This window comes from Alienimonas chondri (assembly GCF_013036045.1).
GTDB classification, from domain to species: Bacteria; Planctomycetota; Planctomycetia; order Planctomycetales; family Planctomycetaceae; genus Alienimonas; species Alienimonas chondri.
Genome location: NZ_WTPX01000001.1, coordinates 1 through 24,770, shown reverse-complemented (window position 1 = coordinate 24,770; position 24,770 = coordinate 1). Strand labels below are relative to the sequence as shown.

General features: G+C 69.2%; 18 protein-coding genes. 10 read left to right on the top strand and 8 right to left on the bottom strand.

Going from position 1 to position 24,770, the window contains the following annotated elements; genetic code table 11:
- Positions 1-35 precede the first annotated feature (35 nt).
- Positions 36-830: a hypothetical protein gene (locus tag LzC2_RS00090; protein ID WP_171182451.1), complete on the top strand. Its 795-nt coding sequence runs from the start codon at positions 36-38 to the stop codon at positions 828-830.
- Positions 831-869: 39 nt separating this feature from the next.
- Here the strand turns inward: LzC2_RS00090 and asnB are convergent, their stop codons facing one another.
- Entirely contained in the window at positions 870-2,855 is a 1,986-nt protein-coding gene (gene asnB / locus LzC2_RS00085; RefSeq protein WP_171182450.1) for an asparagine synthase (glutamine-hydrolyzing), read from the bottom strand.
- Entirely contained in the window at positions 2,855-3,958 is a 1,104-nt protein-coding gene (locus LzC2_RS00080; protein ID WP_171182449.1) for a glycosyltransferase, read from the bottom strand. Before LzC2_RS00080 ends, asnB begins: the two co-directional genes overlap by 1 nt.
- Before the next feature lie 87 nt (positions 3,959-4,045).
- On the opposite strand from LzC2_RS00080, the gene LzC2_RS00075 reads away from it, so the two are divergent.
- From LzC2_RS00075 to LzC2_RS00065, 3 genes are all read left to right on the top strand, one after another.
- The gene (locus LzC2_RS00075; protein ID WP_171182448.1) at positions 4,046-4,957 is read left to right on the top strand and encodes an alpha/beta fold hydrolase; all 912 of its coding nucleotides are present in this window, start codon (positions 4,046-4,048) and stop codon (positions 4,955-4,957) included.
- Positions 4,958-5,002: 45 nt separating this feature from the next.
- Complete coding sequence (locus LzC2_RS00070; RefSeq protein WP_171182447.1) at positions 5,003-6,034, top strand: YdjY domain-containing protein; 1,032 nt, start codon at positions 5,003-5,005, stop codon at positions 6,032-6,034.
- A 140-nt stretch (positions 6,035-6,174) separates the two neighbouring features.
- Positions 6,175-7,089 carry a DUF1571 domain-containing protein gene (locus tag LzC2_RS00065; protein WP_171182446.1) on the top strand — a complete coding sequence of 305 codons (915 nt, stop codon included), beginning with the start codon at positions 6,175-6,177 and terminating at the stop codon, positions 7,087-7,089.
- 21 nt (positions 7,090-7,110) lie between these two features.
- Here the strand turns inward: LzC2_RS00065 and hemQ are convergent, their stop codons facing one another.
- The 3 genes from hemQ to LzC2_RS00050 all read right to left on the bottom strand — a co-directional run bounded on the left by hemQ (position 7,111) and on the right by LzC2_RS00050 (position 9,498).
- On the bottom strand, positions 7,111-7,923 hold the full coding sequence (gene hemQ / locus LzC2_RS00060; RefSeq protein ID WP_171182445.1) for a hydrogen peroxide-dependent heme synthase: 813 nt from the start codon (positions 7,921-7,923) through the stop codon (positions 7,111-7,113).
- A 76-nt stretch (positions 7,924-7,999) separates the two neighbouring features.
- Complete coding sequence (locus LzC2_RS00055) at positions 8,000-8,839, bottom strand: sugar phosphate isomerase/epimerase family protein (RefSeq protein ID WP_171182444.1); 840 nt, start codon at positions 8,837-8,839, stop codon at positions 8,000-8,002.
- A 5-nt stretch (positions 8,840-8,844) separates the two neighbouring features.
- Entirely contained in the window at positions 8,845-9,498 is a 654-nt protein-coding gene (locus tag LzC2_RS00050; protein ID WP_171182443.1) for a hypothetical protein, read from the bottom strand.
- A 186-nt stretch (positions 9,499-9,684) separates the two neighbouring features.
- Here LzC2_RS00050 and LzC2_RS00045 point away from each other — a divergent pair, with 186 nt between their 5' ends.
- From LzC2_RS00045 to LzC2_RS00025, 5 genes are all read left to right on the top strand, one after another.
- A complete protein-coding gene (locus LzC2_RS00045) occupies positions 9,685-10,569 on the top strand; it encodes an NAD(+)/NADH kinase (RefSeq protein WP_171182442.1) in 885 nt (294 codons plus the stop codon).
- A 238-nt stretch (positions 10,570-10,807) separates the two neighbouring features.
- Positions 10,808-11,719, top strand: coding sequence for a hypothetical protein (locus LzC2_RS00040; protein WP_171182441.1), 912 nt, complete (start codon positions 10,808-10,810; stop codon positions 11,717-11,719).
- A gap of 94 nt (positions 11,720-11,813) precedes the next feature.
- Positions 11,814-12,740 (top strand): DNA integrity scanning protein DisA nucleotide-binding domain protein, encoded by a 927-nt coding sequence (locus LzC2_RS00035; RefSeq protein ID WP_171182440.1) that lies wholly within the window; start codon positions 11,814-11,816, stop codon positions 12,738-12,740.
- Between the two features lie 106 nt (positions 12,741-12,846).
- Entirely contained in the window at positions 12,847-14,811 is a 1,965-nt protein-coding gene (locus LzC2_RS00030) for a COG1361 family protein (protein ID WP_171182439.1), read from the top strand.
- Between the two features lie 53 nt (positions 14,812-14,864).
- A complete protein-coding gene (locus LzC2_RS00025) occupies positions 14,865-15,983 on the top strand; it encodes a glycosyltransferase family 9 protein (protein ID WP_315854467.1) in 1,119 nt (372 codons plus the stop codon).
- Between the two features lie 217 nt (positions 15,984-16,200).
- Here the strand turns inward: LzC2_RS00025 and LzC2_RS00020 are convergent, their stop codons facing one another.
- Genes LzC2_RS00020 through LzC2_RS00010 form a run of 3 tightly spaced genes read right to left on the bottom strand, consistent with a single transcriptional unit; the run spans position 16,201 to position 22,347 of the window.
- On the bottom strand, positions 16,201-19,788 hold the full coding sequence (locus LzC2_RS00020; protein ID WP_171182437.1) for an efflux RND transporter permease subunit: 3,588 nt from the start codon (positions 19,786-19,788) through the stop codon (positions 16,201-16,203).
- Positions 19,788-21,929, bottom strand: coding sequence for a heavy metal-binding domain-containing protein (locus LzC2_RS00015; RefSeq protein WP_171182436.1), 2,142 nt, complete (start codon positions 21,927-21,929; stop codon positions 19,788-19,790). The genes LzC2_RS00020 and LzC2_RS00015 overlap by 1 nt, the downstream gene beginning before the upstream one ends.
- 49 nt (positions 21,930-21,978) lie before the next feature.
- Complete coding sequence (locus tag LzC2_RS00010; protein WP_171182435.1) at positions 21,979-22,347, bottom strand: hypothetical protein; 369 nt, start codon at positions 22,345-22,347, stop codon at positions 21,979-21,981.
- A 728-nt stretch (positions 22,348-23,075) separates the two neighbouring features.
- Here LzC2_RS00010 and LzC2_RS00005 point away from each other — a divergent pair.
- Positions 23,076-24,770: TolC family protein (locus LzC2_RS00005; protein WP_206678501.1), on the top strand; the 1,695-nt coding region annotated here is incomplete at its 3' end.

Genomic DNA, 24,770 nt, shown 5'->3' with positions numbered 1-24,770 from the left:
TTGCACCCACGCGCGATCGGCGGTCCCGTACGTCGATGTCCCCCCAGACCCGTCCCGACGAGCCGACCGACGCCCCGGCCCGCACCGTGCTGCTCCTCGGGGCGAGCAACATCTCGCTGGGTCTGCGACCGATCCTCCGCTGCCTCCGGGGCGGACTGGAAGGCGAATTGAACGTCTTGGTCGCGGCCGGGCACGGCCGCAGCTACGCGGATCGCACGATCACTTTCGGGCGGAGCCTGCCGGGCCTGTTGCGATGCGGCGCCTGGTCGGCGTACGCGAACCGACCCGAGGGACCGCCGCCGCTGGTCTGCTTCACCGACGTCGGCAACGATCTGCTGTACGACACGCCGCCGGCGACGCTGGTCGGCTGGGTCGCCGCCTGTTTCGATCGCCTCGGCGGGTCCGCGGAGGTCGTCATGACGCTTCCGCCCAGCAAGCGAGCCGCGGCGCTGCCCGCGTGGGAATATCACATGGCTCGAGGGCTGCTCTTCCCCAGCCTGAATCCGCTGCCGTGGGATGAAATGCGCCGGCGGGCGGACGAGTTGCACGACCGGCTGTCCGCCTTGGCGGAGAGCCGGTCGGTCGCGCCGCTCGAACCGCCGGCGGAGTGGTACGGTTTCGACCCGATCCACATTCGCCGCAGTCGGCGACGCGAGGCTTGGGAACGCCTGTTTTCCGGCTGGGAGTCCTTCCAAACGAACGGCGAAGCCACTCTGCCCCGCGTGCCGGTGGTGTGGGGACGGGCGGAGAAGGTGCGGATTTTCGGCCGCTCCCGCCAGACGCCGCAGCCCGTGTGGCAAGGGGCCGGCATCAGTCTGTCGTTGTACTGACGGGTGCCCTGTTGCGGCGCGCGGCTGTCGCGGGGGCGCTCACATCAGTTCTTCGATCGTCGTCGGGCCGGCGGTCGGCACGGTCGGCCCGTCGATCCACACCCGACACCAGACCTCCAACATTAGCAAACACCACAGCCGGGCAGAGTGATCCCAGCGGCTGGCCGCGTGATCGTCGATCAGCCGACGGACGGCCTCCGGGCGGAACCATCCCCGGCCCAGGGCGCGATCGCTCAGCAGGATGCGATCGAGCAGAGGTCGCAGTTCGCCGCGGAACCACGGTCCCAGCGGCACGCCGAATCCGGTCTTTTTTCGATCCAGAAAGCCTTTCGGCAGGCGAGCGAAATCGTCCGACCAGGCCGTCGCTTTGAGCGGCCATTTGGCGGAACCGCCCCTCACCTTGATCGACTGCGGCATCTCCGCGGCGAGTTCCGCGACGCGGTGATCCAGCAACGGACTGCGCGCCTCCAGTCCCACCGCCATACTGGCTCGATCGACCTTCGTGAGGATGTCGCCGGCCAGATAGGTGGGCAGGTCGGCGCAGGTCGCGGCTCGAACCTGTTCCTCCGCCGAGTCCTCGCCGCAGCCGCAGTCCTCAAACGCGTCCAACAGGTCCGATGCGGCGTCGGCGTCGCCCATCGCGACACGGAACTCCGGCGTGTACAGCCCGCCGCGCGTTTCCCGGTCGAAGATCCCGACCCAACGCAGATACCGCTCGTGCGGCGGGTTCCCGAGCTCCTTCACGAACCGTTTCGCCCGCCGCATGAATCCCTTCTGCTCGACTCCGGAAGGCAATTTCTGCCAGAGATTCGCGGTCAGGAGCGACTTGAACGGCCCCGTCCGGTCCAGCCGGGCGGCCAACCTCACCGCCGCGTAACGTTCATAGCCGCAGAACAATTCGTCCCCGCCGTCGCCCGATATCGCCACCGTGACGTGCTCGCGGGTGTGCTCCGACAGCGCCAGCGTGGGGATTGCCGAGGAATCGCCGAACGGCTCGTCGAAGTGCCAGGCGAGACGCGGCAGCGCCGCGAGCGCATCGGGCGTCACGCGGAACTCGCGGTGCTCCGTCCCCAGCGTTTCCGCGGCGACGCGGGCGTGCTCGGATTCGTCGTACCGCTTCTCCGCGAAGCCGATGCTGAACGTCTTGAGCGAACCGGCGCCCTGCTCCTTCAAGATTCGCTGAGCGACCGCACAGATCACCGTGCTGTCGACGCCGCCGGAGAGGAACGCCCCCAGCGGCACGTCGCTGCGCAGGCGAAGCCGCACGGCCTCGGACAGCGTCTCACGGGTTTCCTCCAGCCATTCCGTCGGCGAGGCGTCGCGCGTCCCCGCGTCGTACCGCGGGCGCCAGTAGCGCTGAATCTCAACCGCCCCCCGACGCCAGCGGAGCCTGTGCCCGGGCGGCAGCTTTTCGTAACCGCGGAGGATGCAGTGCGGATCGGGAACGTATTGGTAAGCGAGGAACCGATCGACTGCCGCGGGGTCGACCTCCCGGGGCGCCCCGTCCACCTGCAGGAGCGACTTCAACTCGCTGGCGAACAGCACTCGCCCCGGCTCCCGCCTGAGGAACAACGGTTTCTGCCCGAGCCGATCGCGAGCGATCAGCAGCGTCTCGGATCGCGGATCGAACGCCGCGAAGCCAAACATCCCGCGCAATTCGTCGACGCAATCGGCCCCCCGCTCTCCGAACAGCCGCAGCAGGACTTCGGTGTCGGTTCCGGTGCGGAAGGTCCGATCGCCGGCATGCCGCTTCCGCAGCTCGCGGTAGTTGTAGATCTCCCCGTTGAAGGCGATGCGGCAGCCGGTCGCCTCGTCGGTCATCGGCTGCCGGCCGCAGGGCGTCGGATCGAGAATCGACAACCGCCGGTGGCCCAGCGCCACGCCGCCGCCGGAGGCCGTCTCGCCGATCCACACGTCGCCGTCGTCCGGGCCGCGATGCGTCAGCGCCTCGGTCATCGCGCGAAGTTCCCGCATCGTGACCGGCTTCGCGCCGGCCTCCCAGACGGCGCCGACGATTCCGCACATCAGGGCCCGGCCTTTTCGTCAAGAAGTTCTCGGTACAGCGCCTCGTATCGGTCCAACATCACGTCGACGGAGAACTCCTCCCGCATCCGATCTCCGGCCGCCGCCCCCATGCGGCTCCGCAGATCGCCCGCGCTGAGGAGCCGGTCCGCGAACTGACAGAAGCCCAACGAGTCGCCGACCTTCACCACGAAGCCGGTCTCCCCGTCGGCGACGAGTTCCCGATTGGAGGGGATGTCGCTGACGATCGGCACGACTCCGGCGCTCATCGCTTCCATCACGGTATTCGATTGACCCTCGTATTCGCTCGCGAGCCAGAGGACGTCGGCGGCGGCGATGATCTTCGCGGCGTCCTGCCGATGTCCCAGGAACCGACACCGATGGGCGTGCCCGAAGTGAAGCGCCTGCCGCTCGCATCGCTCCCGCAGCGGCCCTTCCCCGACGATCAGGTGTACCGCCGAGGGGTTCGCCTGGTGCAATAACTGAAAGGCCCAGATGAGGTCTTCCGGCCGCTTCTGCGACGCCAAGCGCCCGGCGAACACCACCGGCTGGGAGTCCGGCGGCAACTGGAGCGAACTGAGCAGATTCGCCCGAAACGACGGATCGGGCGTCAGCGGTTCCACGCCGTTGGGGATGACGGTGAGGAGGTCCGCCGGGGCGCCGCGTTCGATCGCAAAGTCCGCCACCGCCTGACTGTTCCCCACCACACGGGCCGTCCGGCCGATCAACCGCCGATCGACGGCGTGCTGCCAGCCGCCCTTCCACCGATCGACGCAGCGTTCCCCCGTCACGACCGGGCGTCCGCCGCTCGCCATGCGGGCGTAGGCGTTCGCGGTGAACATCCAGCTGTGGATGACGTCCGGCTTCAGCTTCGCCACGATCCGCCGCAGTCGCGCCAGACAGAGCGGGTCGAACTTCAACGCCTTATGTAGGACCGTCAAGGGGACGCCGGCCGCGTCCAGCGGTTGCGAGTTGGGGCCGCCGCGGGTCAGCGCGACCGCGTGCATGTCCCAGCCGCGCGCCTGCAAACCGGCGTTCAGCAGGGCGAACTGCTTCTCGGCGCCGCTGCCGTCGAGGGTGGCGATGACGGACAGGACGCGTGGCACGGTGCGATCAATTCCCGCGGCGAAGCGGCGTTCAGGACGTAGGCTGTCGAAACAATAGCCGAATCCCCCGCTCTCCCCGAACCCGCCTTGCCCGCGCCCGTCCACGATCAGGAATCGCCGGCCGTGCAGGCGTCGCGATCGGCGCTGGAGTCCGCCGCGTGCCTGCGGATCGTCGCCTCGGACGGAGTGCCGCTGTTTTGTCGACGGTTCGATCCGAGCGGCGCCGTGAAGGGATCGGTCGTGCTCTGTCCCGGGGTGCGAAGCCACTCCGGCTGGTACGGGTGGAGCGGTCGCAGGTTGGCGGAGGCGGGCTGGCGGGTCTGGTTCGCCGATCGCCGGGGGACCGGTGCGAACGGCGGCCCCCGGGGCGACGCGCCGCACGCGGACCGGTTGCTCGCAGACGTGCGGCATGTGGTGCGGCTCGCACGCCGTCGCGATCCCGAAACGCCGGTGACGCTCGGCGGGATCAGTTGGGGGGGGAAGCTGGCGGCCACGCTCGCGGCGGAGGACGGCCTCTGTGATGCGTTGCTCCTGCTGACGCCGGGGCTGCGCGCCCGGGTGCGGGTCGGTCCGGTGCAGGCCGCCGCTGTTCGCGCCGCGGTGCGAAGCGGGCGGGGGCGAACGCTGGTGCGCGTGCCGCTCGAAGACGCCCGATTGTTCACCGCGGAAAACGACTTCGTCCGTTTTATCGAAGACGATCCGCTGACGCTCGATGCGGTCACGCTGCGATTCACCGCGGCGTCGCTGGATCTCGATCAGCGGGCGAAAGCCGCCGTCGAGCGGCTCTCCGTTCCCACTTACACAGCGCTCGCCGGTCGGGACGAGATCGTCGATAATCCGGCGACGCGTCGGCTGTTGGGGCGCTGCGGAACCGAGGATCTGACGATTCGGACCTTTCCGGCCGCTCGGCACACTTTGGAGTTCGAGCCGAACCGGGAGGCGATCTTCGACCTCCTGATCGACTGGTTGAATCGTCTGCCGCAAGGGGCAATGCGTTAGACTGCCCCGGACCCTTTGCCCCGGCCGATCGCCCCGGACACCCCGATGCCCACGTTGCTGCTCGCCGCCCTCCTCGCCCAGCCGGCTCCCCCGACGCCCGCCGCCCCGCCGGGTCCCGCGACCGTTCCGACCGCCGCGGAACTGACGGAGGGAACGCACCCGCTGAACGAAGCGGGCACCGTGCTGCTGGATCGGGCGAAGAAACGCGTCGTGGTGAAGGGCGAGGTCTGTCTCCGCCGCGGGCCGCTGGAGATGCTGGTCTGTCTGCCGCAGACGAAGGAGCACGAATCGATTTTGAAGTTCGAGGGCGACGCCCGCTCCCTGCACGCCGGGTTGGTGGCCGCGGGCCTCGAACCGGGCCAGCCGGTGTCGTTCAGCCCGGCGTTCGTCCCGCCGAAAGGGCCGATCCTCGATATCACGCTGCATTGGACGGATAAAGAGGGCGTCGCCCGCTCCGCCCCGGGGCAGGACTGGGTGCGGACCAGCACGGACAAGTGGTACGAACGCGACCTCGCCGCGCTGCCCAAAAGCGTTTCCCTGCCGGAGGATCTCGAGGTGCGTTACGACCCCGGCAATAAGGAACTGCTGTGGTACGGACGGATGAGCGAAGAGGACCGCGATCGCGCCCTCGCCCTTTCGACGGACGCAACGTTCCGCGAGCACATTCTCTCCTTCTACGACGAGAGCCAGCCGCGGCCGCTCACCGCGAATTTCGTGTTCGCCGGCAGCTTCGTCTACGACAAACCGGTGGCGTACGACGCGGAGGGCGAGGTGATGGAGACCGTGCGTTCGTACGCGGCGGAGGGAGGAGAAGTCGTGTGCGTGGCGAACTTCCCCGCCGCGACGATCGACATCGCCGAACGCAGTTCCGCGGAGGCGGAGGGCGTGTTGTACGAGGCCGCCACGGAGCTGATCCCGCCGATGGGCACCGAAGTGCTGATCACCTTCTCCGCGAAAGCCGCGGAGAACCCGGAGAAGCGGCCCGCGGCCGATCCGTCGCCCGCTGCGGGCGGTCGAAGCGGCGAGGCGGTCGATGAGGCGTTTGAAGACGCCGCCGCCGTCGGGGACGGGTCGTAGCGATTAGGGTTCCCGGCCGGTTCTCAAGGTGACGCGGGGGCGAGGCGGAAAGCTGGAGGGCGGGATGCGCTTCGCCGATCTTCGGGCGAGCCGCGTCGTTTGGTCGCGGCCCGTCCGCCGCCCCCGTCGTTCGAGCGCTCATGCTTCGCCCATTGCCCGTGCTCGGTTCGTCGTTGCTGCTTTGCGGGGCGTGGGCGTTCGTGGGCGGCGTCGCCCCGGAAGCGCCGGCCGCTCCGAATAACGGAACGGTCGAGGCGAATCGCGCGGGCACTGTCGAACTGCTGCGGGTCGCCTCCGCGGATTCGTCGCTCATACTGGCCAAGCCCAGCGACGGCCCTTCCACCCGGGCGTTGCGCCGCAGCGTGGAACTGCTCCGCGACGGCCTCGAACGCCTCGACGCGGTGCCCGCCTACACCGCGACCTTCCAGAAGCGGGAAGCGGTCGACGGCGTGCTGCTCGATCCGCAGACGATGGCGCTCACGCTGCGGCACGAACCGTTCGGCGTGCATCTGTCATGGCTGGAGGGCCAGCGGGGACGCACCCTGCTCTATGAAGCCGGGCGGCACGACGGCCGGATGTTGGTGAACCCCGGCGGCTGGAAAGGCCGACTGACCGGCACGCTGCGGCTCGATCCGGAGGGCTCGCTCGCCAAAAGCGAAGCCCGTCAGCCGGTGACGATGATCGGACTTGAGCGCCTGGCCGAGACATTGTTGAGCCACCGGGTGAAGGAACTCGCTTCCGGCGAAGACTTCGTTTGCACGCTGTCCGACGGGCACGAGCACGACGGGCGGCCGGCCTGGAAGCACGTCCTGGACTACAGCACGCCGCAGGTCGGCGGGGAGTTCCGCCGATCCGTCGTGCTGATCGATCGCGAATGGAACCTGCCCGTCCGGCTCGAGACCTACGGCTGGCCGGCCGGCGACGTGCCCGCGGACGAACTCGACGCCCGCACCCTGACCGGCCGCTACAGCTACACCGCGATCGACTTGGACAGCCTGACGGACGCCGAGTCCGTCGACGACCTGGTCGAGTTCACCGGATTCCACGTCAAATGACGCACGGTCCGGGGGGAGCCGTCACAGCCGCAGGTGGTTCAGGCACTCGGCGGCGGGCATGACGTAGCCGACGTAGAACTCGCCGAACTCCGCGTAGTTGGCGCTCGCGGCGTCGAATCGCATCGTGTAGACGATCTCCTTCACGTCCTCCGGCGAGCGCGCCCACAGGGTGACGCCCCACTCCCAATCATCGAAGCCGGTGCTGGCGGTGATGAGCTGCGAGACCCGCCCGGCGAACTTGATGCCGCTGGTGGCGTGTTCTGCCATCAACTCGCTGCGACGCGAGAACGGCAGCGTGTACCAGTTCGCGTTCGGGTCGCGGATCTTGTTCATCGGGTAGAAGCAGTGCACCGGCAACTCCGGGATATCCGGCGTCAGCCGTTGCACGTTCATCGCCGGCAGGCGCTTTTCGTACCCGGCGAGGCGGGCCTTGAAACCGGGGCTGTCCTCGCCCATCCCTTCTCTCTTCAGGCGCTCGGCGAACTGCTCCAGGCTGGGCACGTATTCGCTGACCTCCGTGATGGAGACGAACGAATAGACCGGCTTGAGCGCGTGCCCCGCGGCGGCCCGGACCTCTTGCAGCACGGCGTCGAGTCGGAGCGGGTCCGGGTCCATCGCCATCACGCCGAGGTCCGCCCGGTGGCCGGTGACGGCGAACGTTTGCAGGCGCTGCGGAGCGTACTCCCGGTCAGGGTCCAACGCGGCGAGCAACCGGTCGCGATCGATTTCGTGCTGGCCCGGCTGCGCCTGAAAATAGGCATGCAGACAGTGCCAGCCGTCGGTGGTACGGATCGTCGGCGGGGGCAGTTCGCGAGCGGGGGGACGGCCGGACATAGACTGATTTCTGGTTGATCGAGATTGTCCCGGACGCCTGAAGCGTCCGGGACAATTGGCTTTCAGGAACCGTAGCTTATTCCGCGTGCTGCTTCATGAAGGCGAGGCCGTTCACGGCGAGATGCTCCTCGGTGGGATACATCCGCCGCCAGATCTTCGTCGGCTCCGCCAGTTCCGGCATCGCCAGGCCGAACGCTTCGATGACCATCCAGCCGTCGTAGCCAATCTCCTTCAGCGCGGCGAATGTCTCGTCCCAGTGCACCTGACCCTCGCCGGGGGTGCTGCGGTCGTTCTCGGAGATGTGAACGTGCCGCAGTTGGTCCTTCACGTGCCGGATCGCGGCGGGGACGTTCTTTTCTTCGAGGTTCGCGTGGAAGGTGTCGTACATGCAGCCGAGCGCCGGCTTGTTCACGGCGGCGGCGAAGTCGGCGACGTCCGTCTGGGCGTTCAGGAAGTAGCACTCGAAGCGGTTGATCGCCTCGACGGCGACGGTCACGCCGACGCTCTGGGCGTGATCGGCGACCTCGGCGAGGACGTCGACGGCCCGCTTCCATTCCTCCTCGGTGCGCCCCGAGCCGCTGAACTTGCCGAGGGCGGAATGTAATGGTCCACAAAGCGTTTCGACGCCCGCCGCGGCGCAGCAATCGAGGATCTGCTTGAGGTGATCCGCCGCCGCGGCCCGCACGGCGGCGTCCGTGGAGATCGGATCGTGGTCCGCGTCGCAGACGGTCACGGCGGTCCGAGCGAGGCCGGCGTCGTCGCACATCTTGCCGAGCGCCGCGCCGGTCGATCCGTCGCCGGCGAACAGCGGCAGCTCCGCCCCGTCGTAGCCCCACTTCTTCACGTCCGCCAGCAGCGGAGCGTGCTCCGCAGTGACTTCGGGCGTCCAGAGCAGCAGGTTCAGTCCGTATTTCATCGGTGTCAGGGGACGTCGGAGAGCGGCGGGAGCGCGACCGCCGGCCAGTCGTAGCGGGCCGGGGGCAGCAGATCGAACCGCCGATCATCCACCATCGTCCGCGCCTCCGCCAACACGCCCGACGCCTCCTCCGGCAGCGGCGTCAGCTTCACCCGCTTGCAGACCTGATTCATGCGAAACAACAAGCGGCTCGGGTCGGCGTAGTCTTCGAGGAAGCGTGCCTCGCGGAAGCCGCGGATCAGCTTCGCCAGTCGGTCGGTGCCGGTCGGATGCAGGCGATCGACGAGCGCCTGAACCTCCTCCGGATCGACCGCGTCAACGGCGTCGTAGTAGCGGTCCAGGCAGCCGGGGATGCGCTCGCGGAGAACGTCGTCCAGCAGCATCTCCATGCCGATATGGCCCAGAAACCCGCTGCGAAACCCGTCGCCAGGGCCGAACGTCTCCCGCAGCGTCACGCCGAGGTGCGCGGTCACTTCGGCGAAGGCTCGGGTCGAGTGGAACCAGCCGTCGTCATGGAGGTGGCGACGCACGCCGTCGCAGAACGCGGCGAGGCGTGGGTCGGCGTCGTCATGCTTCAACATCCGTTCCCGCAGCCGCACCCGGCGATCGGCGACGCTGAGCATGTCCGGGGTTCCCGTCCCCGCGACGCGCAGCGCCAAGTGACCATCGATGCCGTGGGCGTCGTCCGTCCCGAGCAGGGGAACGGCGTGTGCAAGAAAATTCAGAACGGGCGATCCGACGGGCGTGACGGCAATGCGTGGGCATTCCGGGAGAGGCATTGTTGAGGGTTCGCCCCCCGCGGTCCACAATCGGGAGTCGTTTCCCCCCTCGTTCTCGAACTGCCCGTGCCCCCCGCCGATCCCCTCCGGCTGGTCGTGCTGGCCCGCGACGGCAGCGACCGCGTTCGCTCCGCGTGGCGGGAGGTGAATCGTTTCCTGCAGGACCGGGCCGACGTGGAACTGCTCGCCGCGGCGCTGGACGACGATCTCCACGTCGCGCCGCAGGGGACTGAGATGGCCGTGGTCCTGGGCGGGGACGGGGCGATCCTGCGGGCCTGCCGCATGTTCGGCACGAAACAGGTGCCGCTGCTGGGGGTCAACCTCGGGCGCCTGGGGTTTCTGGCGGACCTTGCCCCGGATGAGTTCTTCGATCGCTTCGACGAGTTGATCGAGCGCCGCTACGAAATCCGCGAGCACCTGATGTTCCGCGTGCGGCTGCGGCGCGGCGGAGAATATGTGGATGTCGACGGCGCTCCCGGCGGGAACGAAGGTTTCCTCGGGCTGAACGAACTCGCCGTGACGAGCCGCACGCTGCACATGATCGAGGTGCGGCTGGAAATCGGCGGCGTCCCCGTCACCACCTACAATGGCGACGGGCTGATCGTCAGCACGCCGGTCGGCAGCACGGCCCACAACCTCTCCGCCGGCGGGCCGATTTTGCGGCAGGACTTGCGGGCCTTCGTGGTCACCCCCATCTGCCCGCACACGCTCACGGTGCGTCCGTTGGTCGACGTGGCGGACGCGACCTACACGCTGGCGCTGCAGAACGAATGCGACGGCGCCACCGCCACGATCGACGGCCGCACCCGCCTCCCGATGACCTGCGGCGACGTGCTGGAACTGACCGCCGCGGAAGTGACCTGCCCGCTGGTGAAGCTCCCCGGGGCCAGCTTCTACGCGGCGCTGCACAACAAGCTCGGCTGGGGCGGCCAGCCGCGGTATCGCCGGTAGAACCAGGTGGAAGGTGTCAGGTGGAAGGTCGTAGAACGAGGCGGCCGGGTCAGCGGCGTTCCGTATCGGGTGACTCGCTGTTCAGGTCGTCCCTCCTTTCCACCTTCAACCTTTCCACCTTCAACCTTTCCACCTTCAACCTTTCCACCTTCAACCTTTCCACCTTCAACCTTTCCACCTTCAACCTCGATCTGCTACGCCCCGCGGCACGTCTTCCTTCGCGCCCGGAGCCTCCGCCGTGACCCCGTTGCTGCTCGTCGCCCTCGCCCTGTCCCCGTTCGGGGAAACCGCCGACGGCGACGCGGGCGCTCATCTGCTTCGCTATCAATTCGCGCCGGGCGAGAGCCTGCGGCACGAGATCACGACGGCCGTCACGATCGACAGCCTGATGCAGGGCAACGCCCAGATCGTCCGGAACGGCGGGACGACCGTGCAGCGGATCGACGTGCTGCCGCTGCCCGCCGACGCCAAACCCGGCACGGCCGGCGTGCTCCGCGTCACCAGCGAAAAGGTGAAGCTGTCCGCCCAGTTCAATCTTGAGCCGCCGACCGGCTACGACAGCGAGTCGACCGAACCCGTCGCGGACGGCTACCAAGCGGTCGACGCCGTCGCCAAGGCGCCGTTGGGAGAGTTGACGGTCTCCGAACTCGGCGAGGTCACCCACGCCAAGAGCCTGCTGCCCGGCATGGAGGATCTGGATGCCGAAAAAGCGACCGACGCCTACCGCGATCTGTATCCCCATATGCCGGTCGAGCCGGTGACCGTGGGCGAAACGTGGACCGAAATGCTCACCGTCCGCGTGCAGGAAGGGCAGCTGCTCAAGCCCTGGAAACTGCGGCGCCTGTCCACGCTGACGAAGGTCGAAGACGGCATCGCCACGATCACGGTGAAGGTCACCCCCCTGCCCCCGCCGGTCGATCCGGCGTTTCAGGAACAGCTGGCGATGAAATGCCCCGCGGGGCTGATGGAGTTCGACATCGCGAAGGGTCGCATCCTTTCCCTGCGGGCGGACGTCGATGCGGAAATCATCGGTTTCCGCGGCCCCGGCGGCCTGCTCAAACTGAAGAGCACGCATGTCCAACGCCTCATCGAGAGCGGCCCGACGAGTGAACTGCGAGTCTCCCGCACCGCCGCCGCGAGTGTTCGCTGAAAGCCTGTCGGGGGAGAACGGCACGCGGCTTGCAGCATGTTGCGGGCGTCGTAGACTGACGATCAGCCCGCCGTGCCGCCCGTCGCTTCGCTCGATGCCCCCGTCCCCTACGCAGGAACGCGATCTCAGTCTCATCAAGGCGGCGAAACGGGCGGCGTTAGACGCCGGCGGCGCCCCGGTCCTGGTGCTGGCCGACGTGGCCCCGGATTTCGCCGCGTGGACGGATCTGCTCAAGCGAACCCGACTGATCGTCGCGTCCGATCGGCCTGCGGTGCAACGCGCCGCCAAGGAGGCCGGGCTGCCGGTCGTCGTGCTGCAACACGAACCGCAGACCCGACAGACGCAGCTTTCCCAGGCGCTTCTCGAAGCGATCGCGGACGACCTGTTCGCCAGCGGCGACAACGTCGTCTGCCTGTACTCGTTGTTCGAGAAGCACGGCGTCGATTCGCTGTCGGTCGTCAGCCTCGCGGATCACCTATCCCGGCTGACCTCCCGCGATCTGCGGCGGCTCGACACGCAGGTGCCGCTGGAGACGCTGCGTCAGGTCGTCGATCTTGCCGTGGAGATCGGCCGCGAAGGGCGTGAGGGGAAAAAAGTCGGCGCCCTGTTCGCCGTCGGGGATCACGAACGCGTGATGACGCTCAGCCATGAGCAGGTGCACGATCCGTTCCGCGGCTACGCCCGCAAGGACTGCCTGATTCGCAATCCCCGCGTGCAGGAGTCGGTCAAGGAGATCGCTCAGATGGACGGGGCGTTCGTGATCGCCTCGGACGGTTTGGTGCACGGCGCCGGGCGGAACCTCAACGCCCCGGCCGAGGGGCTGACGCTGTCCAAGGGACTGGGCGCCCGGCACTGGGCGGCGGCCGCGATGTCCAAGGTGACGGACGCGATCCTCGTCGCCGTCAGCGAGTCTACAGGCACGGTGCGGGTGTTTCAGAACGGCCGCGTCGTCTTGCGTATCGAACCGGTCGAACGCGGACTGCGGTGGAGCGAACTCCACACCGAGCCGCCCGCCGAGTGACTCGGACTGCCGCGGGACGGACAGAAAACCGGGTTCCACCCGAGCGCCGATCGATGTTATTGCGAGCGCGAAGTTTCTTTCTCGGTCCGGCCGAACGGCACGACACATGGGCGCGGCGATCCTCAAAGCGGGCGGCATGGCGACAGCCCTGCTAGGCGGGGCGTTCGCCCTGTTGCAAGCCAACGACGCCGTCGAAGGCTCCCTCGCGGCCGCCGCCGTCGCGCAAGCGGCCCCGGACGGCGCAGACGATTTCGGCGAGGACTTCGGCGAGAACCCCGGCGACGTCGATCTCGACACCGGCTGGTTCGACGACGCCCCCGCGACCGAACCGACCGCCGTCGAACCGAGCGACGACGCCTCTTGGCCGGAGGAAACCCCGGCGTTCGAAGCCGGTGCGGCCTTCGACGAAGCCCCGGTTCGCGACGCCACGACCGAGCCGCGGCGGATCGAACCGACGCCGGAGTGGCCAGCCGAAGAACCGGCCGTTTCGCCCGGCGTGGAGGTCGATTTCGATAGCTGGACCGACCCGCCGACCGCCGCCCCCGTTCGCCCCGCTCCCGCCGAGCGCGAATCCGTTTCGGACGATTTCGACGACCCGGACTTCGGCGAGAGCGGCGCCGGCATGCCGATGAATCCGAGGACGCCGGTTCCGGCACAGCCCGTCCCGGCCCAACTTGAGTTCGACGACCGCCGCCCCGCGGACGCGGCCGTCCAATTGAGCGTCGTCAAGAACGCCCCCGCGGAAGCAAAACCGGGAGAGTCCTTCGTTTACACGATTACCGTGACCAACGACGGCCGCACGCCGGCGAAGTCCGTCTCCGTCGAGGAACCGGTGCCGGCCGGCGTGACGTTGGAAGGCACCGATCCCCGGGCGGATCTCGACGGTCGCACGCTCCGCTGGGCGCTGGGTGACTTGCAGCCGGGCGGAACGCGGGAATTCAGCATCAAAGTGGTCCCCGACGCCGCCGGAACCGTCGGCAGCGTCACGGTGGTTCGCTGCGATCTCTCCGCCGCGGCACGGACGGCCGTGCTGGCCCCGCGGTTGACGCTCAGCGCGGCGCCGAACGGCTCAGTCCGCGCAGGTCGTCCATTCGATCTGAATCTGACGGTCACGAACGCCGGCACCGCGAACGCCCCTGACGCCGCCGTTCGCACGCTGTTGCCGGCGGGCGTAACCCACGCCAGCGGGGAGCAAGATCTCGTCTACGACCTCGGCGCCCTGCGGGCCGGGGAAACGCGCGATGTTTCGCTAACGGTCGTCGCCAAGGCGGCGGGTCCGGTTCAATTCTCCTGTGAAGTCACGGCCGCGGGCGCCGCCCCGGCGGCCTCGACGGCGAACGTCGAAGTGGGCCGGCGCCAACTCACGCTGACCCGCAGCGGCCCGCGGACCCGGTTCCTCGGTCGCACGGGGACGTTCGAGAACGTGGTCACGAACGCCTCGAACGCCGCGGCGCCCCCGGCCCGGGTCGTCGAAGCCGTGCCGCTCGGGATGACCTTCGCCTCCGCCACGAACGGAGGGACGTTCGATCCCTCTTCCCGCCAAGTCTCCTGGGAAGTGCCCGCATTGGACCCCGGCCGTTCCGCGACGCTGGGCGTGGAGTTGAAAGCGGAGGAAGCGGGTCAGTGGGAAAGCGTCGTCGCGCTGCAATCGGACGGTCGCACGGAGGCCGAACTCATCGCCGCCACGCAGGTTCGCGGCTACACCGCCGTCGCCCCGCGCATCGGCGGGTTGAACGGTCCGCTGGCGGTCGGCGAGCGTGTCGCGGTGCTGGTCACGCTGCAAAACACGGGCACCGAGACGACCTCGGCCCTGTTCGCCGACGTGCACCTGCCCCCCTCGATGCGGGCGCTGATGTGCGCCAGCGAAGACTTTGAGGCGGTCGAGATCGACGACGGCGTCCGCTTGAACCCCAAACGGCAGGTCGCCCCGGGCGAGACGGTCACCGCGGAGGTGTTGGTCGAAGGCGCCGCCGCCGGCGGCGGGGCGATCGAGTTGAGCGTCTCCGCCGATCATCTCCCGGAACCGGCGAAACGCTCCGAGCCGGTCCGCGTTTACGCTGACGCGGAATGACCGACGCTGCCCCGCCCCCGCCGCCCGCCTCTCCTCGTTCCCCCTCGTCGCCCGTGTCCCGTCTCGCCCGCGTTACCGCCGCGCGGGTCTGCGTGATCAAACCGAGCGCCCTGGGCGACGTGGTGCAGGCGATGCCGCTGCTCCGCGTGTTGCGGCGGCGTTTTCCGGGAGCGGAGATCACCTGGGTGATCGCCTCCGGCCTGTCCGACCTCGTCGCCCCGCATCCGATGGTCGATCGGGTGATTCGCTTCGAACGTCGCGGCGGTTGGCGGGAATGGCGCACGTTGCTGGGCGAACTGCGGACGGCCCGATTCGATCTGGTATTCGATCTGCAGGGGTTGGCCCGCACCGGACTGATGACGGCGGCCACCGGCGCCCCGATGCGGATCGGACTGGAAAGCGCCCGCGAAGGCGCTTCGCTGGCCGTGCACCGCACGCTGCCGGATAGCGGCCGCATGATGCCCGCCCATGCCCGCTACTGGCGCGTCGCGGAGGAACTGGGGATGGGCGGACTGGATCGGTCCACGCCGATCGCCGTGTCGCGGTCGGACGCCGCGTTCGCCCAGACGCTCCTTCCGGCGGGCCGGTTGAAGCTCGCGCTCGTGCCCGGGGCGCGGTGGGACACGAAGCGCTGGCCGCCGGAGAAGTTCGCCCGGCTGGCCGTGAAAGCCTTCCGCAAGACGGGAGCACTGCCGGTCGTGGTCGGAGCGCCGGACGAAGTCGACCTGTGCGGACAGGTCACGCAGGCGATCCTCCGCTTCGCCCCCGGCTGCGGAGCGATCAATCTCGCGGGCGGGACGACGTTGCGACAGCTGGCCGCGGTGTTGGCCGGCTGCGATCTGGCGCTCTCGAACGACACCGGTCCGATGCACCTCGCCGCGGCGGTCAACACCCCGGTCGTCGGCGTCTTCACCTGTACCGATCCGGTGCGAAGCGGCCCCCCGGGCGATCAGCACGAATTGCTGCAAACCGAGGTCGCCTGCGCCGGCAGCTACAAAAAAACGTGCCCGATCCCCGGCGCGGGGCACTGCGGCTGTCTGGAAGACGTGCAGGTCTCGACCGTTTGGGAGGCGATGAAACGCTGCCTGACGAAGAACGGCCTGATCCGCCGTCCGGCCGAGCGGACGGATGCGCAGGGTCCGGTGCTGCTCCCGTTCCGTCACGCGGCCTGACCGACGCAGCGCCCGCTATTCCGGCTTCGAGGCCTGATCATCGGCGCAGCGGAAGACGCTGGACCAGTCGCCGCACCCGGGCGGCGGCGGGAAGGCTGAGACGGCTGGTCGGGAAGTCTCTTGGAAACAGGCGCCGCACGACCCAGGTGCGATCAAACGTGAACGCCGACGGACCGCACCGACGACCCAACGGATCACGCCCCTCACGGGACTTTCTTCAAGCCGCCGAGGGGGCGAGCGGGGCCGGGGCGGATTTGCCAGGATCGTCGACGGGCGTGTCCTCGACCCCGGCCCAGTGGCGGTCGGCGAGACCGGCCCGCAGCTTAAATTCCTTGAACCCGCAGAACAGCACCGGGACGACGAACAGCGTCACCAGTTCGACGGTCATCCCGCCGAACACTGGCAGAGCCATCGCCCGGGCGACGTCCGCTCCGCGGCCGTCCGACAGCAGCACGGGAACCAACGCCAGCACGGTTGTCGCCGTCGTCATCAGGCAGGGTCGGATGCGGCGGGCGCCGGCGGCCACGGTCGCGGCCCGGATATCCTCCACGGTCCGCAGTCGGCGGCGGGTGAAGACTTGGTCGAGGTAGGTGGCGATCACCACCCCGTCGTCCACGGCGATGCCGAACAGGGCGATGAACCCCACCCAAACCGCCGTGTTCATCTCCGTGCCGGCCAGCGCCAGACAGATCATCCCGCCGCCGAACGCCACCGGGATGCCCGCGAACACCGCCAACGTCAGCGGCACGGCACGGAACTGGAAGTAAATCAGCAGCAGATTTATCGCGATTACCAGCGGGACGAGCCACATCAGCCGGCGGTTGGCTTCGATCTGGTTGCGAAAACTGCCGACCAATTCGAACGAATAGCCCGCCGGCAGGGTCAAGGCGTCCGGATCGCCCGCCGGCTTCGCGGCGGCGTCCCGGAGGGACTCTTCGATCGCGGCCACGGCTTCGAGGTCGCCGACGGCCCCGCTCGTCGCAAACGCCACGTGCGCGGCCAGGCGGGCGTTCTCGCTGGAGATCGCCCCCGGCCCCCAGGTGGTCGTCAGCGTCGCCAATTCCGACAGCGGGACCGTCTGCCCGCTGTGGGCGACGACCGGCAACTCGCCCAGGTCGTCGATGCGCTCCCGCAGGTCGCGACGGTAGCGAACGCGGACGGGGTAACGCTCCCGGCCTTCGACGGTGCGGTCGACGTTCATACCGCCCAAGGCCGTCTCGATGACGCCGTTCACCATCTCCACGCTCATGCCGTAGCGGGCGGCGGCCTCGCGGTTCACGGCGAATTCCACGTACGGCTTGCCGAGCACGATGTCCGGGTTCACCGTGCCGGCGTTGACGTACGGGGAGTCCTTCAGCTTCGCCGCGACGGAGCGGGCGGCGGCGGCCAGTTCGCCGAGGTCGTCGCCGTAGATCCGCACCGCGGTGGGCGCCTTGATGCCGCTTTGCAGCATCACCACGCGGCCCTCGATCGGTTGCAGGGGGGACGCCGGGGTGACGCCCGGCAGGGTGGCGACGGCGTTGATCTCCTCCCACACGTCCCTGCTCGTCACGCCGGGCCGCCACTGGTCGCAGGGTTTGAGCATCACGTAGGTTTCCACCATCGCCGCCGGGGCGGGGTCCAGGGCGCTGTCCACCCGGCCGATCTTCCCCAGCACGTCTTCCACCTCGGGGATCTGACTGATCAGCACGTCCTGCGTTTGCAGGACCCGCATCGCTTCGCTGAAGCTCGCGGCGGGATAGAGCGTCGGCATATAGAACCAACTGCCCTCGTCCAGCGCGATCCAGTCGTCGCCCGGCAGTCCCATAAACTGCCTTTTTGCGTCCAGATATCCGGGCACTGCGTTGAGGTCGGCCCCGACCAGTGCGGCGCCCTGTTCGACCGGCCGCAGCACTCTGCCGAGGCCCTTCCACGCCCCCAGACCCAGCAGGACGATCAGGGCCGGGACCGTCAGGAACGCGATCTTATGCCGCAGGAAGAAGCGCAGCGTCGGCTCGTAAATCCAGACGATGAAGCGGCTGACGGGGTTTTCATCGACCGGGCGGAGCCGCTCGCGGGCGATCTGGTAGCCGACTGCAAAGCCGATCGCCGCCGCCGCGAGGGCGACGTGCACCGGGAGCACGGCGTACCCGCCGCCGGGGAACAGCCACCCGCTCAGCGCCGCCGCGGCCCGTTCGCCCCAGACGAGGGCGCTGCCCGCAAAGACCGCCGCCCCGGCCAACCCGGCCCACGCCGCCGTCCACCGCGACCGCCGTTTGCCGCCCAGCAGCAACCGGCAGGCGGGCGGCACCAAGCAGACCGCCACGATCAGCGCCGCCACGATGCTGAAGGTCTTCGTCCAGGCCAGCGGGGCGAACAGCTTGTGGTCGCGGCCGGTGAGGAAGAAGACCGGCAGGAAGCTGACCACGGTCGTCATGACTGCCGTGAACACCGCCGGGGCGACCTCGCCGGCGGCCTCCTCGATCACCTCCACGCGGGTGCGATCGTCGTCGCCCGCGTCACCACCGCCGGCCGTCCACGACGCGAGGTGCTGATAGATATTCTCCGAGACGATAATGCCCATATCGACCATCGTGCCGATCGCGATCGCGATGCCGGCCAGCGACATGATGTTCGCGTCGACTCCGCCGACGCGCATCGCCCCGAAGGCCAGCAGCACGGCGACCGGCAGCGTGGCGGCGACCGTCAGGCTGCTGCGAATGTGCAGTAAAAACAGCAGGATGACGGCGGCGGTGATGAGAATCTCCTCCCACAGGGCCGTGGCGAGGGTGGCGATCGTCTCGTCGATCAGGCCGCTGCGGTCGTACACGCCGCGGATCGTCACGCCGTTCAGCGACGGTTCGATCTGGCGAATCTTCGCCTTGATCCGCTCGATGACGGCCCGCGGGTTCTCCCCGTACCGCATGACGACCACCCCGCCGACGGCTTCCGCTCCGTTCAGATCCAGGGCGCCGCGGCGGAAGTCCGGGCCGAGCTGCACGTCGGCCACGTCCTTCAGCCGCACCGGCACGCCGCCGCGCTCCGCGACGACGGTTTCTTCCAGGTCCCGCACGGCGTCGCCGTCGTCCCCGCCCCCGCCCGGTCCGTCACCAAGCCGGCCGCGGCCGCGGACGATGTATTCCATCCCGCCGCTCTCGACCGTCTTGGCGCCGACGTCCCGGCCGGCGGCCTGTACCGCCGCCGTCACCCGGTCCAGCGGGAGTTGATGAAACCGGAGGCGGTCCGGGTCCACGTCCACCTGATATTGGCGAACGTATCCGCCGATGCCGGCGACCTCGCTGACCCCCTCCACGGCCTGCAGCTCGTAGCGGACGACGAAGTCCTGCAACGACCGCAGTTCCGCGAGGTTTACGCCCCCGCCGGGCGGCGGCCGGAGGACGTAGTAATAGATTTGTCCCAAGCCGGTGGCGTCCGGCCCCATCCGGGGGGTGACGCCGTCCGGCAGGCTTGCCGCGGCCACGCCCAGTTGTTCGCTCACCCGGCTGCGGGCCCAATAAAAATCGACCGAGTCCGCGAACGTCACCTGCACGAAGCTGACCCCGAACAGGCTCTTTCCGCGGACGCTCTCCGCCCCCGGCACCGCCAGCAGATTTACGCTCAGCGGGTAGGTGATCTGATCCTCCACGTCCTTCGGCGACCGGCCGGGCCAGTCGGTGAGGACGATCACCTGGTTCTCCCCGATGTCCGGGATCGCGTCGATCGGGACCGTATTGACGCTATAGACGCCGAAGCCGATCAGCCCCGCCGTGAGCAGCAGGACGATCAGCGGTTCGCGGACGCAAAAGCGAACGAGGGCGGCGAGCATCAAACGCCCCCCGACGAGCCGCCGTCAGCCGACGCGGCGTTCGCGGCGACCTCGCGTACCTTCTCCCCGCACTTCAACATCTGGGCGCCCCAGTAGGGGTTCCGCAGGGCGTCCCGGGGCAGGCCGCCGGGCTGGAGCCAATCGCCCCCCCCGCCCTTCACCATGGGGCAGAAGAAGTGGGTGAAGGCCGCGTTCGAGTCCGGCCCCCGCACCGCCGCGGACAGCTGCAACACCGCATGGCTGAGCGGTTTGAAGGCGACCCGGGCGGCCTCGATCTCGTCGGTGCGCAGTTCCGCCGCGTGCCGTTCGATCACGACGATCTGGTCGGCGACGGAGGCGAGGTCCGCGGCGTCCAGCCGATCCGCCGCGGCTGCGAGGGCCCGGACGGCCCCGGCCGGCGGGGGTTCGTCCGCGGCCAACGCCGTCTGCACGTCAAAATAGGCGGCGAACAGGGCGTCCAACGCCGCGCCGGTCTCCCCCTCCACGATCAGCACGGGCTCGTCCGGCAGGGTCAGCGGGCCGTCGGCCGGCTCCGTCCGGGGCTTGGCCCGGGTGGGGTCGATCAGCGACGGGTTGCCGGCGAGCTGCATCTGGGAGTCGATCAGGAAGTTCCCGCCGGACGCCACCGCCTCCCCCGCCTTCACGCCGCCGAGGATCACGGTGCGGCCGTTCGCGGTGGGGCCCAGTTCCACGTCCCGGAGCTCGAATCGGCCGGGGTCGGTTTCGACGTACACCACGCTGTGCCCGCCGGCCCGCAGCACGGCGTCGCGGGGGACGGTGAGGACTTGGCGGTCGGCGGTGCGGCTCTCGGCGAAGCCCAGCTCGCTCGCCGGCACCAGGTCCATGCCGCACACCGGGCACTCGCCCGGCTCGTCCCGCACGATCTGCGGGTGCATCGGGCTGACGTACTTCATGGCGAGCTCCGGGTCGTAGACCGGCTCGCCCGGCGGGGGCGGGACCGCGGGCACCTCGACGACGGCGGTCGCCAGATCGCCGGGGCGAAGGCGGCCGTCGGGATTGAGCATCTCCACCCGCACGCCCACGGTGCGGGTGTTCGGGTCGACGGTGGGGTCCACGAAGGCGACCCGGCCGACGAACTCCTCGCCCGGCAGGCTCCGCAGCGTCGCCCGCACCTTGGTCCCGAACCGCACCCCGGCGGCGTCCTCCGGGAATAATTCTAGCATTAACCAGACCGCCGACAGATCCGCGATCTTCAGAATCGGTTCGCCCCGGGAGACGTACTGCCCCTCCGTCTTCAGCTTCTCCACCACCGTGCCGCCCAGCGGAGAGCGAATCCGCAATCGGGTCTCAGCCGTTCCGCTCTCCCGCAACGCGACGATCTGATCGGCCGTCATGCCCAGTTCGATCAGCTTATCGCGGGCGGCGAGAGCCAATTCCCGCGTGACCTGTTCGTCGGCGTTGGCCCCCGCGGCGAGGGAAGAACGGGCCGAGAGGTACTCCCGCTGAGCGGTATAGAGCTCCGGGCTATACAGCACCGCGAGGTCGTCGCCCTCCTGCACCGGCACGCCGACATAATCAGCGAAGAGCCGCTCGAGCCGCCCGTCGACATAAGCGGCGATTGTGGCGTCGCGGCCCTCGTCGAACGACAGTTCGCCGACGGTGCGAATCTGCCGATCCAGGGCTTCGAGCGTCGCCTCGGCCGTTTCGATCCCGGCCACCCGGCGGGCCGCCGGATCGAGCGTGACGGAGACCCCGTCGCCCCCCCCGCCGCCGGCCGATTTCACCAGTTCCATCCCGCAGACCGGGCAACGCCCGGGTTCCGATGACGGCGGGGTGCACATCATCGGGCAGATCCACTGCACCCCGTCTTCCACGGCGTCCACGCCGGCCGCGGCGACCGACGCCGCCCCGTCCAGGAGGCCGAACCGCTGGGCGACGCCCACGCCGACCAACAGACCGACAAGGGCGATCAAAAACGCCGCCGTCCGCACCGCCGTGCCGACCCACCACCGCCCGCCGGACCGCGTCGCGGGATCCGGCGCGCCGTCGTCTCCGAGAGACTGGTGCGGGGCCGGAGCCGGCGGGGCGGTGTCGGACGCGGGGGAAACCTGCGTCCCGTCGCCCGAGGGCGGAGGGGACGCGGCGGATCGGGACAGGCGGCGGCGGAGGGCGGCTAGCATCGATTGGCTCCTGAAGAAACCGGTGAAGAAACCGGACGGGAGCGACGGCTCAGGCGTCGCCGTGCTCATGACCGTGCTCGTGTCCGTCGCCGTGGTCGTGCATTTCGTTCTCCGTCTCGCCGGCCTCGGCGGCGGCGAGCTTCTCGGCCTTCTGCTCGTCGGTCAGTTCGTTCCATTCAGGAATGCAACTGGCGCAGCAGAAGCCGACGGTTTGGCCGTTCCATTCCGTCGTGACGGCCGGATCGGACGCCCCGCCCATCAGCGGGCAGGTTTCGTTGACCAAGACGACGGGCGCGGCCTGCGGGGCGTCGGCGGAGGTCAGTTCGGCGGAGTCGTCGGGGGAGGATTCGACCGCACAACCGACCGCGAGAGCGACAAGAGCGGCGGCGGGAACGGAGAGCAGTGCGCGGAACGTCATCGAAGCGTCTTTCAAGACAGGGGGGGAAAGAAGAAGGCCGGAAGCGGCCGATCCGAACGCCGCCCGCGGCGGGGCGGTATCGGAGATGGCAGAGTCCCTGAGGACTTGCCGACTGATACGGCGTATTGCGTCTATAGGACGCGAAAGAGAGCGGCGCCGGCGGCGCACTGCGCCGCCCGATCACGCCGGGAAACCGCGGCTACGTCAGCCAAACGCTGAGCACGTGCTGCGCAAATCCTTGGGGCCTAACGAGGCCGTTGACTGAGTCGCCCGCCGTCTCCGGACGGGCGGCCGCGGGTTCCACCGACCAGACGACCGAAAAGCCCTCTCCCAGCGGCGATTCTTGCCGCGGGGACGGTTCGGGAGCGGTCGGAGCCGGATGCTCCGAGCTGCAGCGACAACTGGCGGATGATCCGTCCCGCTCGCCGCTCTTGGAAGAACCGCATTGACAGTCCTCCCCGCAGCGAACGCATGCCGCCGGGGTCGCTTCCACCGCGACGATTGCCCCGCAGCAGGAATGACCGCCGGAGCCGGAGTCTGTCGAGGAAACGGCACTCCCCTCCTCGATGCATCCGCCCGCGAGCGCGATCGGCGCCGGGCCGCCGACGAGACAGACCGCCAGAATCAGGCAAGCTGTAACGGCGGTACGGAAAGCGCTCAAAGCGACGGTCGGCCGGGGTCGAAGTACCCACAGAGGGTATCTTCAAGTGTGGCAGACCGGGCGGACAATGCAAGATCAATTCCGTCGCCGACCGTCGCTCGCCTTGGCCGCAGCCTTTCCGCTGGCGGGCTTCGTCTCGCTCGCCGGCGGTTGCGCCGCCGACGGCGATTGCTGCCGGCAAACGGCGACGCGTCAGACAGCCACGCGGCAGATCGGGACGTCGCCGGTCCTCGCGGAAGTGCCGCCTCACGCGGAGCGTTCGGCAACCGCGTCTTCCGGCCGGCAACGCTCCTCCCATCAACTCGCCTCCTATCAGGAAGAGACGGGCGAACCGGCCGGAGAATCATTCTTCGATCCGCTGCTGGACAGCCCGCAGGCTGACTCAGCGAACCTCCCCGGCGAACGCCCTTCGCCCGAGAACGGCGGGCGGGACGATGAGTTTGCCGATCCACTGCTGGACGCCCCCGTCGGAGACCGGCCGGCTTCGGAGGGCACGGCCGAATCGCTCCCGGGCGGCAGTTCCTTCCTGCCCGAAGACGCTTCCGCCATTGAACTGGCGGAGGCCGTCGCCCTCGCCGTCGCCCGGTCGCCGCGGGCGCAAGCCGCCCGGAATCGGGCGGCCGCGACCGCCGCCCGCATTCCGCAGGTGACGGCGCTGGACGACCCGACGCTGATGAGCACCAGCTACCCGATCCGCGATCAGGCCCTGCAAACCGCCGCCGGTCGCATTCAGACCGGCGTGCATGTGACCCAACGCATTCCCTGGTTGGCGAAACTCGGCGCGCGGGGCGAAGTCGTCCGGCGGGAGGCGCAGGCGGCGCGAACGGAGGCGACGACCGCCGAACTGGACGCCGCCCTCGCCGCCCGGACCGCCTGGTTCGAAGCGTGGTTCGCCGACCGGGCCGTTGAGGTGACGCTGCGGAACCGCGAGCTCCTCGCACAGCTCCTCGACGTCGCCGTGGCCCGGGTGCGGACGGGGGGCGGGCAGACGGACGTGTTGCGGACGCAGCTTGAAATCGACCGCCTCGACGATCGCATGCTGACGCTCCGTCGGCAGCGGGACCTGGCCCGGGCGGACCTCGCCGCGACGCTCCGGTTGCCGCCGGGGGCGGCGCTGCCGACGGCCGCGGAGGAACTGCCGCCGCTCAACGCCGCTGCGGAGGTCGACGCCCTCTTCGCCGCGGCCAAGCGGTGTCGGCCGGAGTTGCAGCGGATCGGCTGGGAGATCGCCCGCGACCGGGCGCAACGGCAGGTCGCCTGCCTCGCCGCCAAGCCGGACTTCACCGCGGGCCTCGGCTACGCCGTGGTGACGGAGGAAGACGCCCTCGCCGGCAACGCCAACGGCCGCGACAACGTCTCCGTACAGTTCGGCCTGACCCTGCCGATCTATCGCGACAAGATCCGCGCCGGCGTGGCGGAGGCGGACCGACGCATCGCCGCGGACTCCCGCGCCCTCGACGCCGAACAGGACGACACGCTCCGGCAGATCCGCCGGCTGGGCTTTCGGCTGGAAACTCTCGCGGACCAACTCGTCCTCTTGAACGACCGCATCCTCCCCCGGGCGGAGCAGACGCTGGACGTGAGTCTGGCGGACTATCGGGGCGAACGGGTCGGCTTCACTGAAGTCTCGAACAGTTATGGGGACCTGTTGCAGTTGGAGGTTCAACAGGCCCGGCTGCGTGCGGACGTCGGGACGGCCCTCGCCGAGCTGGAGCGGGCCGTCGGCTGCGACCTCGCCTCGATGACCCCAGAGCCCGTCCTC

Excerpts from the sequence above, each read along its gene's own strand:
- LzC2_RS00070 (WP_171182447.1), top strand. The coding sequence starts at position 5,003 with ATGCCCACGTTGCTGCTCGCCGCCCTCCTCGCCCAGCCGGCTCCCCCG.
- LzC2_RS00065 (WP_171182446.1), top strand. The coding sequence starts at position 6,175 with ATGCTTCGCCCATTGCCCGTGCTCGGTTCGTCGTTGCTGCTTTGCGGG.
- asnB (WP_171182450.1), bottom strand. The coding sequence starts at position 2,855 with ATGTGCGGAATCGTCGGCGCCGTCTGGGAGGCCGGCGCGAAGCCGGTC.
- LzC2_RS00090 (WP_171182451.1), top strand. The coding sequence starts at position 36 with ATGTCCCCCCAGACCCGTCCCGACGAGCCGACCGACGCCCCGGCCCGC.
- LzC2_RS00035 (WP_171182440.1), top strand. The coding sequence starts at position 11,814 with ATGCCCCCGTCCCCTACGCAGGAACGCGATCTCAGTCTCATCAAGGCG.
- hemQ (WP_171182445.1), bottom strand. The coding sequence starts at position 7,923 with ATGTCCGGCCGTCCCCCCGCTCGCGAACTGCCCCCGCCGACGATCCGT.
- LzC2_RS00030 (WP_171182439.1), top strand. The coding sequence starts at position 12,847 with ATGGGCGCGGCGATCCTCAAAGCGGGCGGCATGGCGACAGCCCTGCTA.
- LzC2_RS00010 (WP_171182435.1), bottom strand. The coding sequence starts at position 22,347 with ATGACGTTCCGCGCACTGCTCTCCGTTCCCGCCGCCGCTCTTGTCGCT.
- LzC2_RS00055 (WP_171182444.1), bottom strand. The coding sequence starts at position 8,839 with ATGAAATACGGACTGAACCTGCTGCTCTGGACGCCCGAAGTCACTGCG.
- LzC2_RS00020 (WP_171182437.1), bottom strand. The coding sequence starts at position 19,788 with ATGCTCGCCGCCCTCGTTCGCTTTTGCGTCCGCGAACCGCTGATCGTC.
- LzC2_RS00015 (WP_171182436.1), bottom strand. The coding sequence starts at position 21,929 with ATGCTAGCCGCCCTCCGCCGCCGCCTGTCCCGATCCGCCGCGTCCCCT.